Source organism: Streptomyces boninensis (assembly GCF_048572725.1).
GTDB classification, from domain to species: domain Bacteria; phylum Actinomycetota; class Actinomycetes; order Streptomycetales; family Streptomycetaceae; genus Streptomyces; species Streptomyces boninensis.
Genome location: NZ_CP183837.1, coordinates 1905044 through 1920034, shown reverse-complemented (window position 1 = coordinate 1920034; position 14991 = coordinate 1905044). Strand labels below are relative to the sequence as shown.

15 protein-coding genes and 2 pseudogenes are annotated in these 14991 nt (G+C 71.4%); 8 read left to right on the top strand and 9 right to left on the bottom strand.

Going from position 1 to position 14991, the window contains the following annotated elements; genetic code table 11:
* Positions 1-80: 80 nt before the first annotated feature.
* Positions 81-665: pseudogene (locus ACNNMR_RS08600) on the top strand (N-acetylmuramoyl-L-alanine amidase); the annotation flags it as partial.
* A gap of 17 nt (positions 666-682) precedes the next feature.
* On the opposite strand, the gene ACNNMR_RS08595 reads toward ACNNMR_RS08600, so the two are convergent.
* Positions 683-1192: a MarR family winged helix-turn-helix transcriptional regulator gene (locus ACNNMR_RS08595; protein WP_419993936.1), complete on the bottom strand. Its 510-nt coding sequence runs from the start codon at positions 1190-1192 to the stop codon at positions 683-685.
* Positions 1193-1289: 97 nt separating this feature from the next.
* On the opposite strand from ACNNMR_RS08595, the gene ACNNMR_RS08590 reads away from it, so the two are divergent.
* Positions 1290-2261 carry an EamA family transporter gene (locus ACNNMR_RS08590; RefSeq protein WP_419993935.1) on the top strand — a complete coding sequence of 324 codons (972 nt, stop codon included), beginning with the start codon at positions 1290-1292 and terminating at the stop codon, positions 2259-2261.
* Positions 2258-3007: an NAD(P)-dependent oxidoreductase gene (locus ACNNMR_RS08585; RefSeq protein ID WP_419993934.1), complete on the top strand. Its 750-nt coding sequence runs from the start codon at positions 2258-2260 to the stop codon at positions 3005-3007. The genes ACNNMR_RS08590 and ACNNMR_RS08585 overlap by 4 nt, the downstream gene beginning before the upstream one ends.
* Before the next feature lie 157 nt (positions 3008-3164).
* On the opposite strand, the gene ACNNMR_RS08580 is transcribed toward ACNNMR_RS08585, so the two are convergent.
* Positions 3165-5255, bottom strand: coding sequence for a PhoX family protein (locus ACNNMR_RS08580; RefSeq protein ID WP_419993933.1), 2091 nt, complete (start codon positions 5253-5255; stop codon positions 3165-3167).
* 111 nt (positions 5256-5366) lie between these two features.
* Positions 5367-5891, bottom strand: coding sequence for a GNAT family N-acetyltransferase (locus ACNNMR_RS08575; protein ID WP_419993932.1), 525 nt, complete (start codon positions 5889-5891; stop codon positions 5367-5369).
* A 66-nt stretch (positions 5892-5957) separates the two neighbouring features.
* On the opposite strand from ACNNMR_RS08575, the gene ACNNMR_RS08570 reads away from it, so the two are divergent.
* Complete coding sequence (locus ACNNMR_RS08570) at positions 5958-6902, top strand: hypothetical protein (RefSeq protein WP_419993931.1); 945 nt, start codon at positions 5958-5960, stop codon at positions 6900-6902.
* Positions 6903-7167: 265 nt separating this feature from the next.
* Here the strand turns inward: ACNNMR_RS08570 and thiO are convergent, their stop codons facing one another.
* Both thiO and ACNNMR_RS08560 read right to left on the bottom strand, forming a co-directional pair.
* A complete protein-coding gene (gene thiO, locus ACNNMR_RS08565) occupies positions 7168-8307 on the bottom strand; it encodes a glycine oxidase ThiO (RefSeq protein WP_419993930.1) in 1140 nt (379 codons plus the stop codon).
* Positions 8308-8389: 82 nt separating this feature from the next.
* Positions 8390-9376, bottom strand: a complete 987-nt coding sequence (locus tag ACNNMR_RS08560) for an aldo/keto reductase (protein WP_419993929.1) — start codon at positions 9374-9376, stop codon at positions 8390-8392.
* Between the two features lie 145 nt (positions 9377-9521).
* On the opposite strand from ACNNMR_RS08560, the gene ACNNMR_RS08555 reads away from it, so the two are divergent.
* The gene (locus ACNNMR_RS08555) at positions 9522-10130 is read left to right on the top strand and encodes a hypothetical protein (protein WP_419993928.1); all 609 of its coding nucleotides are present in this window, start codon (positions 9522-9524) and stop codon (positions 10128-10130) included.
* Positions 10131-10134: 4 nt separating this feature from the next.
* Here the strand turns inward: ACNNMR_RS08555 and ACNNMR_RS08550 are convergent, their stop codons facing one another.
* Positions 10135-10992, bottom strand: a complete 858-nt coding sequence (locus ACNNMR_RS08550) for a sigma-70 family RNA polymerase sigma factor (protein WP_419993927.1) — start codon at positions 10990-10992, stop codon at positions 10135-10137.
* Between the two features lie 136 nt (positions 10993-11128).
* Here ACNNMR_RS08550 and ACNNMR_RS08545 point away from each other — a divergent pair, with 136 nt between their 5' ends.
* Positions 11129-12352, top strand: coding sequence for an amidohydrolase family protein (locus ACNNMR_RS08545; RefSeq protein ID WP_419993926.1), 1224 nt, complete (start codon positions 11129-11131; stop codon positions 12350-12352).
* Positions 12353-12366: 14 nt separating this feature from the next.
* On the opposite strand, the pseudogene ACNNMR_RS08540 reads toward ACNNMR_RS08545, so the two are convergent.
* From ACNNMR_RS08540 to ACNNMR_RS08530, 3 genes and pseudogenes are all read right to left on the bottom strand, one after another.
* Positions 12367-12580, bottom strand: a pseudogene (locus ACNNMR_RS08540) (integrase core domain-containing protein); the annotation flags it as partial.
* A 17-nt stretch (positions 12581-12597) separates the two neighbouring features.
* Positions 12598-12708, bottom strand: coding sequence for a helix-turn-helix domain-containing protein (locus ACNNMR_RS08535; protein WP_419993925.1), 111 nt, complete (start codon positions 12706-12708; stop codon positions 12598-12600).
* A gap of 69 nt (positions 12709-12777) precedes the next feature.
* Positions 12778-13641: an alpha/beta hydrolase gene (locus ACNNMR_RS08530; protein WP_419993924.1), complete on the bottom strand. Its 864-nt coding sequence runs from the start codon at positions 13639-13641 to the stop codon at positions 12778-12780.
* A gap of 125 nt (positions 13642-13766) precedes the next feature.
* On the opposite strand from ACNNMR_RS08530, the gene ACNNMR_RS08525 reads away from it, so the two are divergent.
* Entirely contained in the window at positions 13767-14423 is a 657-nt protein-coding gene (locus ACNNMR_RS08525) for a TetR/AcrR family transcriptional regulator (RefSeq protein ID WP_419993923.1), read from the top strand.
* A 131-nt stretch (positions 14424-14554) separates the two neighbouring features.
* On the top strand, positions 14555-14953 hold the full coding sequence (locus ACNNMR_RS08520) for a VOC family protein (RefSeq protein WP_419993922.1): 399 nt from the start codon (positions 14555-14557) through the stop codon (positions 14951-14953).
* Positions 14954-14991: the final 38 nt, after the last annotated feature.

Genomic DNA, 14991 nt, shown 5'->3' with positions numbered 1-14991 from the left:
GACCGAAAATCTACGTAACCGGGCTGGTGTTCGCTCGTTCCCTCTAATGACAGCTGTTTCAGCAATTCAGGGGGACGAGTATGGCCAAGCCACTGACCGCTGCACGCATGTTGGCCGCGCTCGAAGGCGAGGACTGCGAGGTCGTCGAGTATCGCGACTGGCGTACGCACAACCGGAACCACAAGGGGGACTGGGGGCCGGTCAATGGCGTCATGATCCACCACACCGTCACGTCCGGCACCGACGCCTCCGTCGAGCTCTGCTACGAGGGGCATTCCACCCTGCCGGGTCCGCTGTGCCACACGGTGGGCGCCAAGGACGGCAGGCTCTTCATGGTCGGCCACGGCCGCGCCAACCACGCCGGGCGCGGCGATGGCGACGTGCTGCGCGCGGTCATCGCCGAGCGGGACCTGCCGCGGCCGAACGACTCCGACACCGACGGCAACACCCGCTTCTACGGCATCGAGCTGATCAACCTCGGCGACGGCGAGGACCCGTGGCCCGAGGCCCAGTTGGACGCCGCCGCGCGGTGGGCGGCCGCCATCTGCCGGGCGCATGGGTGGACTCAGCGGTCGGTTATCGGCCACAAGGAGTGGACGGATCAGAAGATCGACCCGTCCTTCGACATGGCGAAGTTCCGGGGGCGGGTGGAGGCCGTGCTCGGCTGACGCCTGCGGGAGGTTCAGTCCTTGGGCGGGGTGTCGCCCAGGCCGGTGAGCAGCTTGCGCAGCAGGCCGGCGAGTTGGTCGCGCTCCGCCGCGTCGAGCGGGTCGAGTAGCTCCGCTTCGTACGCGGCGTGGTGCGCGACCACCTCGTTGGCGAGCTTGCGGCCGTCCGCGGTGAGGGAGATCAGGACCTGGCGGCGGTTGTCCGGGTCGGTCTCGCGATCGACCAGGCCGCGGTCGACGAGGCGGTCGATGCGGTTGGTGATGGCGCCGGAGGTGACCATCGTCGATGAGGTGAGCTGTCCGGCGGTCAGGCGGTAAGGGGATCCCGACCGCAGCAGCGTGCCGATGATGTCGAACTCCCAGCGCTGCAGGCCGTACTTGGCGAAGTTGTCGCGCAGCGCTTTGTCGAAGGTCGCGGAGGCGCGGGAGATGCGGCCGATGACGCCCATGGGGGCGGGGTCGATGTCGGGCCGCTCGGCGTTCCATTGCGCTAGGACCCGGTCGACGCTGTCGTGCGTACCCATGGACGTCACCTCTCAACATTGAAGTGTTTGACACCAAGCTAACAGAGTCGTAGTCTCCTCAGCATCGAACATTTCAATGTTGAGAGGTTACATCCACATGAGTGCGACCCAGACCCACCCCGCCCCGGCTCCCGCTTCGGCTCCCGCGGCGGCCCCCGCCGCCTCGCGCACGCTCGGCCTCACCGCGATGACCGCCATCACGCCGATGGTCTGGGGCACGACCTACCTGGTCACCTCGCAGTGGCTGCCACCGGACCGGCCACTGTTCTCGGGCGTGCTGCGGGCGCTGCCCGCGGGCCTGATCCTGCTGGCCTTCACCCGGACCCTGCCGCGCGGCAGCTGGTGGTGGCGGGCAGCGGTGCTGGGCGTGCTCAACATCGGCGCCTTCTTCGCGCTGCTGTTCCTCGCCGCCTACCGGCTGCCGGGCGGCGTCGCCGCCACCCTCGGCGCGGTGCAGCCGCTCGCCGTCGCCGGGATCGCGCTGCTGCTGCTCAAGGAGCGGCCCACCCGGTGGCGGCTCGGCTGGGCCATAGCGGGCGCCGGCGGCGTCGCGGCGATGGTGCTGCGCGGGGACTTCGCGCTCGACGCGGTCGGGCTCGCCGCCGGTCTCGCCGGGCCCGGGGCCATGGCGACGGGTGTGGTGCTCACCAAGAAGTGGGGACGTCCGGAGGGGGTCGGGCTGCTCGCCTTCACCGGCTGGCAGCTGAGCGCGGGCGGGCTGTTCCTGGTGCCGCTGGCGCTGGCCTTCGAGGGCGCGCCGCCGGCGCTGGATCTGAGCGCGGTCGGGGGCTACCTGTGGCTGGGCGGGGTGGGCACGCTGCTCGCCTATGCACTGTGGTTCCGCGGGGTCGAGCGGCTGCCCATGGGGGCGCTGTCGTTCCTGCCGCTGCTCTCGCCCGCCGTCGCCACCCTGCTCGGGTGGGCGGCGCTAGGCGAGTCCCTGACGCCGCTGCAGCTCGCCGGCTTCGCCCTCGCCATGATCTCGATCGCTGCCGCGCAGCTCAACCCGCGCGGCAGGCGGCGGGGCTCCCTCGGCAAGCGCCTCAACCTCCGTGGAAGGAAGTCATGAACCCGCTCCGTATCACCGTCATAGGCGCCGCCGGAATGTCCGGCAGCCGCATCGTCGCCGAGGCCCTGGCCCGCGGGCACGAGGTCACCGCGGTGGGCCGCAATGCGGCCCGGTTGGGTGAACTGGCGGGGATCACCGATCCGTCGGGTGCCGAGGGGCCGGCGGCCCCGGAGGGCCCGGGGGACCGGGCGCGCCTTGCCGGGCCGGGAGAGCGGCCGGGCGGCGTTGTGCGGGTCCGCGCGGCCGATGCCGCTGACCTTCACGAGGTGGCGCGGTTGGCCGCCGGGCAGGACGTGGTCGTGCTGGCCACTCGGCCGGCGTTCGGGAGCGAGGAGGAGGCGGCGATCGTGATGAAGGCCGTACTCGCCGGGCTGGCCGGCGGCGGGGCGCGCCTGATCGTGGTGGGTGGGGCGGGCAGCCTCATCGTGCCGGGCAACGGCGGCCGGCTCGCCATCGACGATGAAAGCTTCGTGCCGCCGCAGTGGCGCGGCGCCGCGCAGGCCTCGAACGATCAGTACGACGTGTGCCGCACCGCGGGCGCCGACGTCGACTGGACGTACCTGAGCCCGGCGGCGATCTTCGAGCCCGGCGAGCGTACGGGCCGCTACCGCGTCGGCGCGGATGAGCTGCTGGTCGACGCGCACGGCCGGTCCGCGATCTCCGGCGAGGACCTGGCGGCGGCGCTTCTCGACGAGATCGAGCAGCCGCGCTTCGACCGGGGGCGGCGCTTCACCGTCGGTTACTGACAGCCAGCTTTAAGGCTCCCTGTCAACCTCCCTCTCCGCTTCGCGGCACGACCAGGCCAACTCGTAGGCCAGCACCACGAGTCGGCCTGGTCAGCGCGGCTCTCGGCCGCCTGACACTGGCACGCAGCAGCCGAGAGGCCCCGCAGTCCATCCGGTCCTAGACGCCGATCGCGCCCCCATCCCTCCGCCACACGCTCACAACCGCCGGCCGCACATACGCCCCGGGCCCATCCGGCCAAGCCGACGCCGGCTTCTCCACGCTCGCGCCGTCGACCTCGCCCGGGTGCTGCACCGCGACCAGCACCCGCTCCTCCTGCACCACGGGACCGCAGGTCTCCGCGCCGATCGGCATCGTCAGGAACTGCTTCAGCTCGCCCTCCCGCGGCCCCGACGTCGCCACACCGAAGAGGCCGTCGTGCGTGCCCAGCGCGTTCCCGTCCGTCGAGATCCACAGGTTGCCGTACGCGTCGAAGGTGACGTTGTCCGGGCAGGAGATCGGGCTGACCTTGTCCTTCGGGAAGCCCGCGAAGTACGTGGCAGGGTCGGCCGGGTCGCCGCAGACCAGGAAGAGGCGCCAGGAGAAGCGCTTGCCCGCCGGGTCGTCGCCGCGCTCGGCCAGCTCCAGGACCTGGCCGTGCTTGTTGGCGTTGCGCGGGTTGGCCTCGTCGGCCTTGGCCTTGCCGTCCTTGCCGCGGTCGGTGTTGTTCGTCAGCGCGACATAGACGCGGCCGGTGCGCGGGCTCGGCTCGATGTCCTCCGGGCGGTCCATCTTCGTGGCGCCCATCTTGTCGGCCGCGAGCCGGGTGTAGACGTACACCTCCTCGGCGCTGAAGCCGGGCACGAACGACTTGTCGCCGCTGGCCAGCGCGATCCACTCGCCGCTGCCGTCGAACTCGCCGTCGGCCGGGTGCTTGCCGGTCCCGTCGATCTCGCCCGCCGGGGAGTCGCCGGTCAGCTTGGCGACGTAGAGCGTGCCCTCGTCCAGCAGCCCCATGTTGTGCTCGCGGTCCGCGCGCGAGTGGCCGCGGCGCATCCTCTTGCTGCTGACGAACTTGTAGAAGTAGTCAAAGCGCTCGTCGTCGCCCATGTAGACCACGGCCCGCCCGTCGCGGGTCAGCCGCGGCTGCGCCGCCTCGTGCTTGAAGCGGCCGAGCGAGGTGTGCTTGCGCGGCGTGGAGTCCGGGTCGTACGGGTCCAGCTCGATGACATAGCCGAAACGGTTCGCCTCGTTGGGCTCCTTCAGCAGGTCGAAGCGGTCGTCGTACCGCTCCCACTTGCGCTCGCTGGCCTCGCCGATGACGCCGTAACGGGCCAGCTTCGCCTTGGTGTCGGCGTCCGCGACCTTGCCGCCGTTGGCGAAGTACTGGTTGAAGTTCTCCTCGCCGGACAGCACCGTGCCCCACGGCGTGGTGCCGCCCGCGCAGTTGTTGAGGGTGCCCAGCACCTTGCGGCCCGACGGGTCGGCGGTGGTGCGCAGGTGCTTGCTGCCGGCGGCCGGACCGGTGACGCGGAACTCCGTGGTGGCGGTGATCCGGCGGTTGAGGTGGTGCCGCGGTACGGCGCTGAGCTTGCCGCTGCGGCGCTCGCCGGCGACGGCGACGACCGACAGGCCGTGCGCGGCCCAGGCGATCTCGACCTGCTCGCGGGTCGGGTTCTCCTCGTCGTAACCGGCGAACATGAGCACCTCGTCGGTGTACTCGTGGTTCGCCACCAGCAGCTGGCGCCCGCGCTCGCCGCGCAGCGGCAGCAGCGTCAGGAAGTCGTTGTTGTACCCGAACTGGCCGGCCTGGGCCTTGGCCGACTGCTTGTCCGGGTCGAAGGCGGGGGCGCCGCGCAGGATCGGTTCGCCCCAGCGGATGACGACGTTCTGCTCGTAGCCGTCCGGGATGGTGACGGCGTCGTTCTTGTTCGGCGCGACGGCGTCGAAGCGCAGGCCGCGGGCCGCCTTTCCGGTGCTGCCCGCGAACGTACCGCCGGGGGCGGTCGGCTCGGCGGCGGCTGCCGGGGTGCCGTTCGCGGTGCTCGCCGCGACCGCGCTGCCGGTGGCGACGGCCACGGTCGCGGCGGCGCCGGCGCGGAGCATGGAGCGGCGGGATACGGCCGACGCGATGATGTCGCCTGCATAGGCGTTGTCGCTCTTGTTCGGCACCTCGTGGAAGCACGCGTCGCCGCAGCGGAAACGGCAGGTCATGGCGGACCGGCCGCCAGGGTGCGAGCTGGTGCCGATCAGCGGCAGGTTCTTGCGCACTCTTTTCCCCTCCCAGGGTTCGGGACGGTGTGGACGCTAAGTGCGCATGCCTGACGCGGGGCGTCGGGCGTCTGAACCCTGGGTGAACACCGGTGTCCTTGTGGGCGGTGCCTATAGGCGGCCGAAGGGCTCGGCGTACGTGAAGGGGCCCTTGAGCGCCGGGTTGCCCGGGTCGTACGCGGTCAGCGGGCGGGCCTGGAAGGCGGTGGTCCAGCTCGGGTCGGGGGACTCGATGCCCAGGTCGGCGGCGGGGACGAAGCCGTAACGGCCGTAGTAGCGCGGGTCGCCGAGCAGCACGACGAGGGGCTCGCCGAGGGCGTCGGCGGCGCCGAGGACGGCGTGCATGAGGGCGAGGCCTACGCCGCGGTGCTGGTGGTCGGGGCGTACGGAGATGGGGCCGAGGCCGAGGGTGGGGGTGCCGGCGATGTGGGCGCGGGTGCAGACGACGTGGCCGGTGATTTCGCCTTTGGCGTCCTCCGCCACGAGTGACAGGGCGGGCAGCCAGCCGTCGCACTTGCGCAGCTCGTCCAGCAGCCAGGTTTCGACGGGCTCTTCGGCGCCGTCCTTGCCGAAGGCGGCCGTGGTGACGGCGCGTACCGCCGGGATGTCGGCGGGGAGTTCGCGTCTTACGATCATGGGGACAGTCTTCCATCCTCGCCGTGTCACCGCTGCAGGTGGGCATAACGGACATACCGTTGCCTCGTGGATCTGGAGAGCATCGCCGAGGAGTTGTACGGGCTGCCGCCGGCCGAGTTCATCGCGGCCCGGGACGGCCATGTCGCGACGGCCCGGCGGGCGAAGGACCCGGCCCTCGCCAAGCAGATCGCCGCACTGCGCCGCCCCACGCTCGCGGCCTGGGCGAGCAATCTCCTCGTACGCTCCGAGCCCGCCCAGGTCAACACCCTGCTCCACCTCGGCGAGGGCCTCCGCGAGGCCCAGTCGACCCTCGCAGGCGACCAGCTGCGCGAGCTGTCCCGCCAGCGCAACACGCTGGTCGGCGAACTCGCGCGCGCCGCGCGCCGGCTGGCGTCGGAGGCGGGTCATCCCGTCGGCGACGCGGTGCAGCAGGAGGTCGAGTCGACGCTGCACGCGGTCCTCGCGGACCGGGACGCGGCGGGGGAGTGGGCGTCGGGGAGGCTGGTGAAGCCGCTGGTGGCGGGGGCGGGGTTCATGGCGGGGGGTGGCGGTGGGGAGGGGCGGCATCTGACGGCGGTCCCGGATCTTGCGTCGGGTGCGGACGGGGACGAAGGCGACGGGGCGGTGAAGCGCCGGCGGGCGGGGGCGGCGAAGGGCGAGGCTGCGCGGAGTGCCGCCCGGGGCAAAGCCGAGGCCGCTCGGGCCAAAGCTGAGGCCGCCCGATCCGCCGCGGACGAGGCCGAGGCAGCGGCCCGCGAGCGGGAGGCGGAGGCGGTGGAGGCCGCCTCTCAGCGGGACGCGGCGGCGGACGAGCTGGCGGCCGCCGAGGCCCGTGTCGCCGACCTGGAGCGGGAGCTCGCGGCCGCCCGCACCACGGCTCAGGAGGCCCGTACGAGCCACGACGAGGCCCGCCGCCGCGTCACCGCCGCCACCCGCGCCGAAACCAAGGCCCACCGCGCGGCGGCCACGGCCGCGACACACGCGGAGAAGCTGGAGGCCGCGGCGCGGTAGCTGCCGGCTGTCCGCCAACACGACGGCCCTCGCTGCGCAGTGCTCCCGCTCTGCCGCCGCGCGGCGCTCCCGGCGCCCGCCCGCTTCCGGCGCTCGCCCGCTCCCGGCGCTGCCGCCGCGCAGCGCTCCCGGTACCCGCAGGCTCCGGCGCTGCCGCCCCGCGGCGCTCCCGGCGCCCGCCCGTTTCCGGCGCTCCCGGCGCCCGCCCGCTCCCGGCGCTGCCGCCCCGCGGCGCTCCCGCTCCCAGTCTCGCGCCCCGCGCCCCTCACCCCCCGCCGAAGCGCCCCGCCGCAAACGGCTCCGCCACCCCCGGCAGCTCCCCCTCCACCAGCGCCTCCGCCACCACATCCGCCGTCACCGGCGCAAGCAGCACCCCGTTCCGGAAGTGGCCGCTCGCGACCAGCAGGTCAGGCAGCGCGGTCGGCCCCAGCACCGGAGAGTCGTCCGGGGTCGCCGGGCGGAGGCCCGCCGTGGTGCCTGCGAAAGTGAGCGTGTCCACGTCGGGGAGCAGGGACTGGGCGCGGGTGAGGAGTTCGCGTACGGCGCCTGCGGACGGCGTCGTGTCGTGGCCGGCGTCCTCCTGCGTGGCGCCGATGACGAGTTCGCCGTCGCGGCGGGAGACCACGTACACCGGGGAGCCGTCCACCATGCCGCGCAGGCTGCGCCGGACGGACGGCGACGCCGAACGCAGCCGCACCGTCTGCCCCTTCACCGGCCGGATCGGCGGGACGGCGCCCGCCGGCACCCCGCCGATCGCGTGCATGCCGCTGCCCGCGGCCAGCACCGTACGCCCGGCCCGCACCTCCCGCCCGTCCGCCAGCCGCACCCCCGCCGCCCGGCCGCCCTCGGTGAGGAGCGCGGCGACCGGCTGGTCGTAATGCGTGCTGCCGGTCTTCAGCGCCGCGGTGAGCAGCGCCGGTACGAGCCTGCGCGGGTCGATGCTGCCGTCCTCGGGCAGGAGCAGCCCGCCGCGTACGCCCGGCGTCAGGCCCGGCTCCAGCTCGCGGCATTCGGCTTCGCCGAGGGTGCGGCTGGTGACGCCCAGCGACTCCTGGAAGCGGCGGAGCTCGGCCAGGTAGCCGAGCCCGGCGTCATCGAGGGCGACCTCGAGGATGCCGTCGGCGCGGTATCCCGTATCGGCGCCGGTGAGCTCCTCCAGCTCGGCGACGAAGGACGGAAAGCGGAGGCTGGAGGCGATGCAGAGGCGCAGCAACGGCTCCTTGCCGTATTTGAGTTCGCCGACGGGCGTGAGCATCCCGGCGGCGGTGTGCGTGGCCCCGCTCCCCGGCGCCGGGTCGGCCACCGCGACCCGCAAGCCGCGCGCGCCCGCCTGCCAGGCGATCCCGAGTCCGATGACCCCGCCACCGGCGATGACCACGTCGTACGGCATGCTCCTCAGCCCCATCCCTGTCGACTGTGCGGTCAGCTGCCGGCAGCAGCGTCCGCCGGCTCACTGATCCAGCTGCCCGCCCAGTCTCACAGCCCCCTCATCGCACCCCGTCCAGCCGCGCCCGCTGCTCCGCCGTCAGTTCGAGGTCCACCGCGGCCAGGCTCTCCTCCAGTTGCGCCACCGACGACGCGCCGATCAGCGGGATCACCGGGACGTCGCCGCCGAGCAGCCATGCCAGCACGACCTGGTTCACCGTGGCGCCCGTGGCCTGGGCGACCTCGCGGAGGGCTTCGAGGCGGCGTGGGGTGCCCGGGTGGTCGAGTTCGGGGGCGAGGGGCTTGTCGGCGCGTACGTACGCGCCCTGCAGCAGCGGGGAGTAGGCGACCAGCGTCAGGTCCGGCTCCTCGCGTACGTAACTGAGCAGGTCGCCGTCGGCCACCCCCTGGCTGCCGTCGGGGGACAGGTCCCCGGGCAGGTCGGTGCGCCGTCGCAGGTAGGTGTGGTGGTACTGCAGCACGTCGTACCCCGGCAGCCCGGCCTCGGCCGCGATCCGCCGCGCCCGCTCGACCTTCCACGTCCAGTGATTGCTCACCCCGAGCAGCCCGACCGCGCCCTCGGCGACCTGCTCGGCGAAGCCCTCCACGGTCTCCTGCAGCGGCGTCCGCGCGTCCTCGATATGCGCGTACAGCAGATGCAGCCGCTCCATCCCGAGCCGCTCCCGGCTCGCCTCCACCTGCTCGCGGATCACCTTCGCGGACAGCCCTTCGGCGTTGTCGAGGTACGAGGTGCCCGGCGCCAGCGGCCGCGCCCCCAGCTTGGTCGCGACGGTGAGCTCGTCGCCCACCCCGCGGCTGCGCAGCCACCGCCCGAGGACGGCCTCGCTCTGCCCGCCCTGCGATCCGTCGTTCCAGAAGGCGTAGTTATTGGACGTGTCGACGAAGCTGCCACCGGCCTCCACATACCGGTCGAGAATCGCGAACGCCGTCTCCTCATCGGTGCGGGTCCCGAACAACATGGCCCCAAGACTCAGCACACTCACCTCACGCCGCTGCCCGGAAGCAGCCCCGATCACGCGATACTTCATGCTCTCTCCTCCCACACCGGCCCGCCTTCCGGGCCGCCGCTGCGGGGGAGTCTGCGTCCTGGAGCGCACTCCAACGCAAGGCCTTCGAGCGCTCGGCGCTGACGGGTAGGGTGGCGGGCCGACCGGGGTCGTATTAGGGGGAAGATTGCGTAGCACTGCCATTTGGCGTATTTCCGTCGCTGTTGCTATCGCCGTTATCGGGGGCGTCACGCTTGGCTCGCTTTTCGGCGGGGAGGGCGAGGACAGTCCGCCATCGGCGGCGGGGCAGCGGCTGTCCAAGTACGAGGCCATTCCGCTGAAGGGGAAGGGGGCTTCGGAGGCCGACGAGGCCATGGATGGTGGCCGGTTGATAGCTGCCGCTGAGGCCGGCAGAGCCCGGCTGTTCTTTTATGTGGAGGGGAAGCGTTGCGGCGTTTACGTGACCAGTCCTGATCCCAAGAAGGTGGAGGACAGGATCAATCTTCTCGCCGGGGCGCCCGAGGATGTCGAGCCGGACGACGATTCCGTGCCGGGCGGGCCCTACATGAAGGCAAGCATCTCGGGTGGGGTATCGGGTAAGCCGGCGCCCGCGGCGACGCTGGCGTGTGCTGACGGCACGATGTATGTCGAATACGACGCTGCTGAGCGGGCTAAGGCCACGAACCCGACGGGGCCGGTGGCGGTTGCCGATTCCGGCGAGAATCCGGGCAGCACGGTATTCGTTGTCGGGCGCGATTCCACCCGTCAGGCCGTCCTGGAGAAGGTCGCCGGCTGACGGGTCAGGGGAGTCGGGGGAGCTTGTCCGGGTTGGTGGTTGAGTAGATTCGGGTTATCTGTCTGCCGTCTTGGGTGAGATTCAGGACGAAGAGGGCTAGTGGGGAGCCGTTTAGGGACATTACGGCTGCGGAGTCGGTGCCGGCTCTGTGGTGTTGGATCGTTAGGTGGCCCGGTAGGCGGCCGTGGATCGCCGTGAATAGTTTCGCGATTCGGCCGCGGCCGTGCACCGGGTGCGGGCTCCAGGCCGGGCCCTTTCCGCCGCCGTCGGTCCACAGGGTTACGTCCGGCGCGAGGATGCGGAGCAGGGCCTCCAGGTCGCCTCCTACCGCGGCGTCCAGGAAGCGTTGCGTCACCTCTCTGCATACCTTCGGGTCGGCGCGGTAGCGCGGGCGTCTGGCGTGTACGTGTTCGCGGGCGCGGTGGGCCAGTTGGCGGATCGCGGCCGGGCGGCGGTCGAGGATGTCGGCGATCTCGGTGTGGGCGTAGCCGAAGACCTCGTGCAGGACGAAGACCGCGCGTTCCAGCGGGGTCAGGGTCTCCAGGACCACCAGCATCGCCATCGAGTACGACTCGGCGCGGACGGCCGGATCGCCGTCATCCGCGATGAGCAGCTCCGGCAGCCACTGGCCGACGTAGGTCTCTTTGCGGCGGTTGATCGCGGCGCGGCGGGCCAGGGCCTGGTTGGCGGCGATGCGTACGAGGTAGGAGCGCGGGTTCTCGACCCCGCCTGAACTCGACTGCCACGACAGCCACGTCTCCTGCAGCACCTCTTCGGTGTCGGCGACGCTGCCCAGCATGCGGTAGACCACCGAGAACAGCAGCTCGCGGTGGCCGAGGAAGATCTCGGTGGAATTGGTCATCACAGCTGAGAGTGCGGGCGGCGGTCCGAGTGTGACATCGCGGCGCGGAAGTGTAACTCACGTCACACGGTGTCACACTCGCCGGCTCCACTTCCCTCTTGGTTCGCGTAATCAATCTCAACGAGAGGGGCACGGAATGATTTCCCGGAGGGACTTCAGCTTGGCTGCGGCGGCGAGTGCGCTTGGGGCGGGGGTGACGGTGGCGGCGGGGTCGGGCGCCTCGGCCGAGGCCGAGAGTCGCCCGCAGCGCCGGCATCGTGGGCGCACGGTGATCCGCAATGTTCGGGTGTTCGACGGCGAGCGGACCCTGCCGCGCGCCAGCGTGCTGATCGACGGCGACCGCATCGCCGGGCTCCACGGCGGGCGCGCCGATGTCGTGGTGGACGGGGCGGGGATGACCCTGCTGCCCGGCCTCATCGACGCGCACACGCACGTCGATGACGGGAATCTGGCGCAGGCGCTGCGCTACGGGGTCACCACCGAGCTCGATATGTTCTGCCTGCCGGAGAACTTGGCCGGGCAACGGAAGCTGGCCGCCGAGCGGGATGACGTGGCTGACCTCCGCAGCGCGGGCGTGCTCGCCACCGCTCCCGGCGGGCATCCCAGCCAGCTTGTGCCCGGGGTCGAGTTCGACACCGTCGCCCATGCCGGGGAGGCGGAGCGGTTCGTCGCCGACCGGGTGGCCGAGGGCTCCGACTACCTGAAGATCGTCATCGATGGTGGGGTGCAGGCCGGGAAGCCCTTGCCCAGGTTGTCGCCCGAGACCGTCGTCGCGCTGGTCCGTGCCGGCAAGGCCGCCGGGCTGCGTACGATCGCGCACGCGATCACCCTGCGGGACATCGAGAGCGCCCTCGACGCGGGGGTCGACGGCCTGGCACACGTCTACTGCGACACCGGGCCGCAGGCCGAGCGCATCACCAGGAGGATCGCCGCCCAAGGCGTCTTCGTCATCAGCACGCTCGCTTACTTCGAGGCCGTCGACCTCGGCGCCGAGAACGCCGTCCGGGCCGCCGACGCCCTGCGCCGCGCCGGGGTCTGCGTGCTCGCCGGTACGGACGCCACGCCGGCCACTCCCGCGCACGGCGCCGCGCTGCACCGCGAACTTGAGCTGCTGACCGAGGCCGGGTTCCGTAACGAAGCGGCGCTCGCGGCCGCCACCAGCATCCCGGCCCACCGCTTCGGCCTCACCGACCGCGGCCGGATCGCCCCCGGCCAGCGCGCCGACCTCCTCCTCGTACGCGGCAACCCCATTACCGACATCACGGCGACCAGCGCAATCGCCGGAGTCTGGCGCGGTGGCGTAAGGGATTCCGGGATGGCCGTGAGCGGTTCGGGCGGCTGGTCGAACACGATCCGGTAGTCCCTCCCGGCAGTCCGGCTGATAGGTGGTCGTCCCCCGAGTGCGGCATGGGGTCGATCATGGTTGTAGTAGTTCACGAACTCAGCGAGGGTGACGCGGCGTTCACGCTCGGAGCTGTAATCGCGGACGTGCGGCCGCGGTGACGGCCTTCTCGTCGTCCAGGGCCTCGGTGTAGGCCAGGCGGGAGTGGTCGTCGAGCGCCGAGTGCAGATAGGTGTAGCCGACCTTGCCTGTCCCCCGACGCACTAGGACACGGTGCACGGGTTCTCGCCGTGGGAGCGCCAGCGGGCGTACCACTTGGCCAGGCAGCGGCGGGAGATCCCGGCTTCCGTCGCGACGTGCGCGATCGTGTGCATATGGGCACCAGCAGGCGCGTGTTCGTGCTGAACGGCATACAGGCCGATGCGGGATTCGGATGTGCGGCGTCACTGGAGGTCGGTGGTGAACCAGCGGGTGGTGAGGTCGATGGTCTCTTGCAGATGGTCCTCGAAGAGTTCGAAGTGTGTTTGGGGGATCTCGACGATGTCGAGGCGGGGGATGGGGCTGAGGGCGGTGCGGGCGGCGGCGGCTGGAGTGATGGCGTCGTCGGCTGCGAGTACCGCGTGTACGGGCGACGCGATCGCTGAAAGGTTCTCGGCAGGACGGTAGTTGGCGAGGTTCCACAGGGAGGCGAGCGTGACCTCGTTGCGGTAGCTGGGCGCGTTCACGGTCATCCGCTCGGTCCAGCCCCAGGCGCCGTCGCTGGTCATCGCCGCGAAATCGCCGGGGTGACCCACGCTGGCGATCATCTGCGGCTCCTCGCCGGCGGCCATACGCTTGGCGGCGTCCTCGATGGCCGCCAGGAGTTCGGCGGGCTGGGCCGAGACGTCCAGCCCGGTGAAGGGGATGAGGACAACGGTGGAGCGCACCCGCGGGTCACCGGTGGCCACACCGAGGGCGTGGCCACCGGACATGCTGGTGCCGAAGACGCCGAGGCGGTCGGCGTTGATGTCGTCGCGGGCGGCGAGGTAGTCGAGTGCGTGGCGGTAGGCGCTCTGCTGGGCGTCGAGGTCCATGTGCTGGCGCGGCTCACCGTCACTGGCGCCGAAGTTCGCGTAGTCGAAGGTGAGGACGGCGATGCCCGCCTCGTTCAAGGCCGCGGCATAGGACGGCATGAGCATCTCCTTGACGCCGCCGAACCCCGGCGCCATCGCCACTGCCGGGACCGGGCCGGTGGCGCCGTCCTGCAGGTAAAGGTCGCCGGCCAGGCGGATGCCGTCCGAGTCGAAGTTCACCGTGGTCATGGTCATCGCATGCTCCCTGGGCGGTCAGAGGCCCGACGGTCGAGCCTTCCTCAAACATAACCGAATCCAAGTTCAGGTTCACATTTTGCTATTCTGTAAAGGTCCACAGGTGCGAAACCGGGAGGAACCGTATGCCGTCGCCGGGAAGGCGCCCTGCGCAGCAGGAGCGCAGCCGGATCACGGAGCGCAAGATCCTTGACGCGGCCCGGCGCGCGCTGGCCGAGGGCGGCTGGGAAGGTCTTGCCGTGGCGAAGGTGGCGGCGGTGGCCGGGGTGTCGGTCGGGTCGGTCTACGACCGGTTCACCGACAAGAACGGCCTGGTCCATGCCGTTCAGCACGACATGCTCGACGAGGTCGACGTGGACCTGCGCAACGCCTTCGCCCGGCTCGCGGAGCACACTGAAACGCCCCCGGCCCAACTGGTGGCGGACGCGGTGCACGCGCTGGTCCTGCAGGTGATCCGGCACGGTGCGGTGATGAGCCCGCTGATCCTGCGTGCCGCCGCTGACCCGCCCCTGCAAAAGCGCGGCAACGCCACCAGTGCCCTGGCGGAAGAGCTGTTCACCTCGCTGATACTCGACCGCGCGGGTCAACTCACCTGCCCGCACCCGCAGACGGCGGTGCCGATGGCCTTCCGCGCGGTATTCAGCACGGTCATGTGGCAGGTCATATTCGGCCCCGGCGCGGGAGCGCACCATCCGATCTCCGAAGACCAGCAGCTCCAGGAACTGATCACGCTCTGCCAGGCGTACCTGCTGCCCGCCAAAGCGGCGGAGGACGGACGGTGAGTGCATGCCGTACGTTCAGGCGCTGACGGCCGGCATGCTGGTCGGAGCGGTGTACGCGCTGCTGCGGGTGCGCTCCCTGAAGCACGCCAGCGGCACCAATCTCCAGAGACATCACAACTAGGCTGCGCACGATGACTGCCCCCAAGCGCCACCTCGACATTGTGCTCGACTGCCAACGCGCCGCCCCGCTCGCACGATTCTGGGCCGTGGCGCTGGGGTGGGAGGTGCGGCCGTATGACGAGGCCGAGGTGAGTCGGCTCGCGGCACTGGGGCTCACCCCTGAGACCGATCCCTCGGTGGCCGTGGATCATCCTGACGGGACGATGACGCTGTGGCTGGACGAGGTGCCCGAGCCGAAGCAGGGCAAGAATCGCATGCACCTCGACATCCGGGTGCGGGATTCGGCGCACCTGGAGGAGTTGCTGAGCCTCGGGGCCCGGGTCTTGGCGCGGCAGAGCGAGTGGTGGACGCTTGCCGATCCTGAGGGGAATGAGTTCGACGTGATGGAGCCGCCGGGTACTTCGCGGTGATTCCCCGTGGCCACCGCCCTCGCCGCCCCGAACCGGGC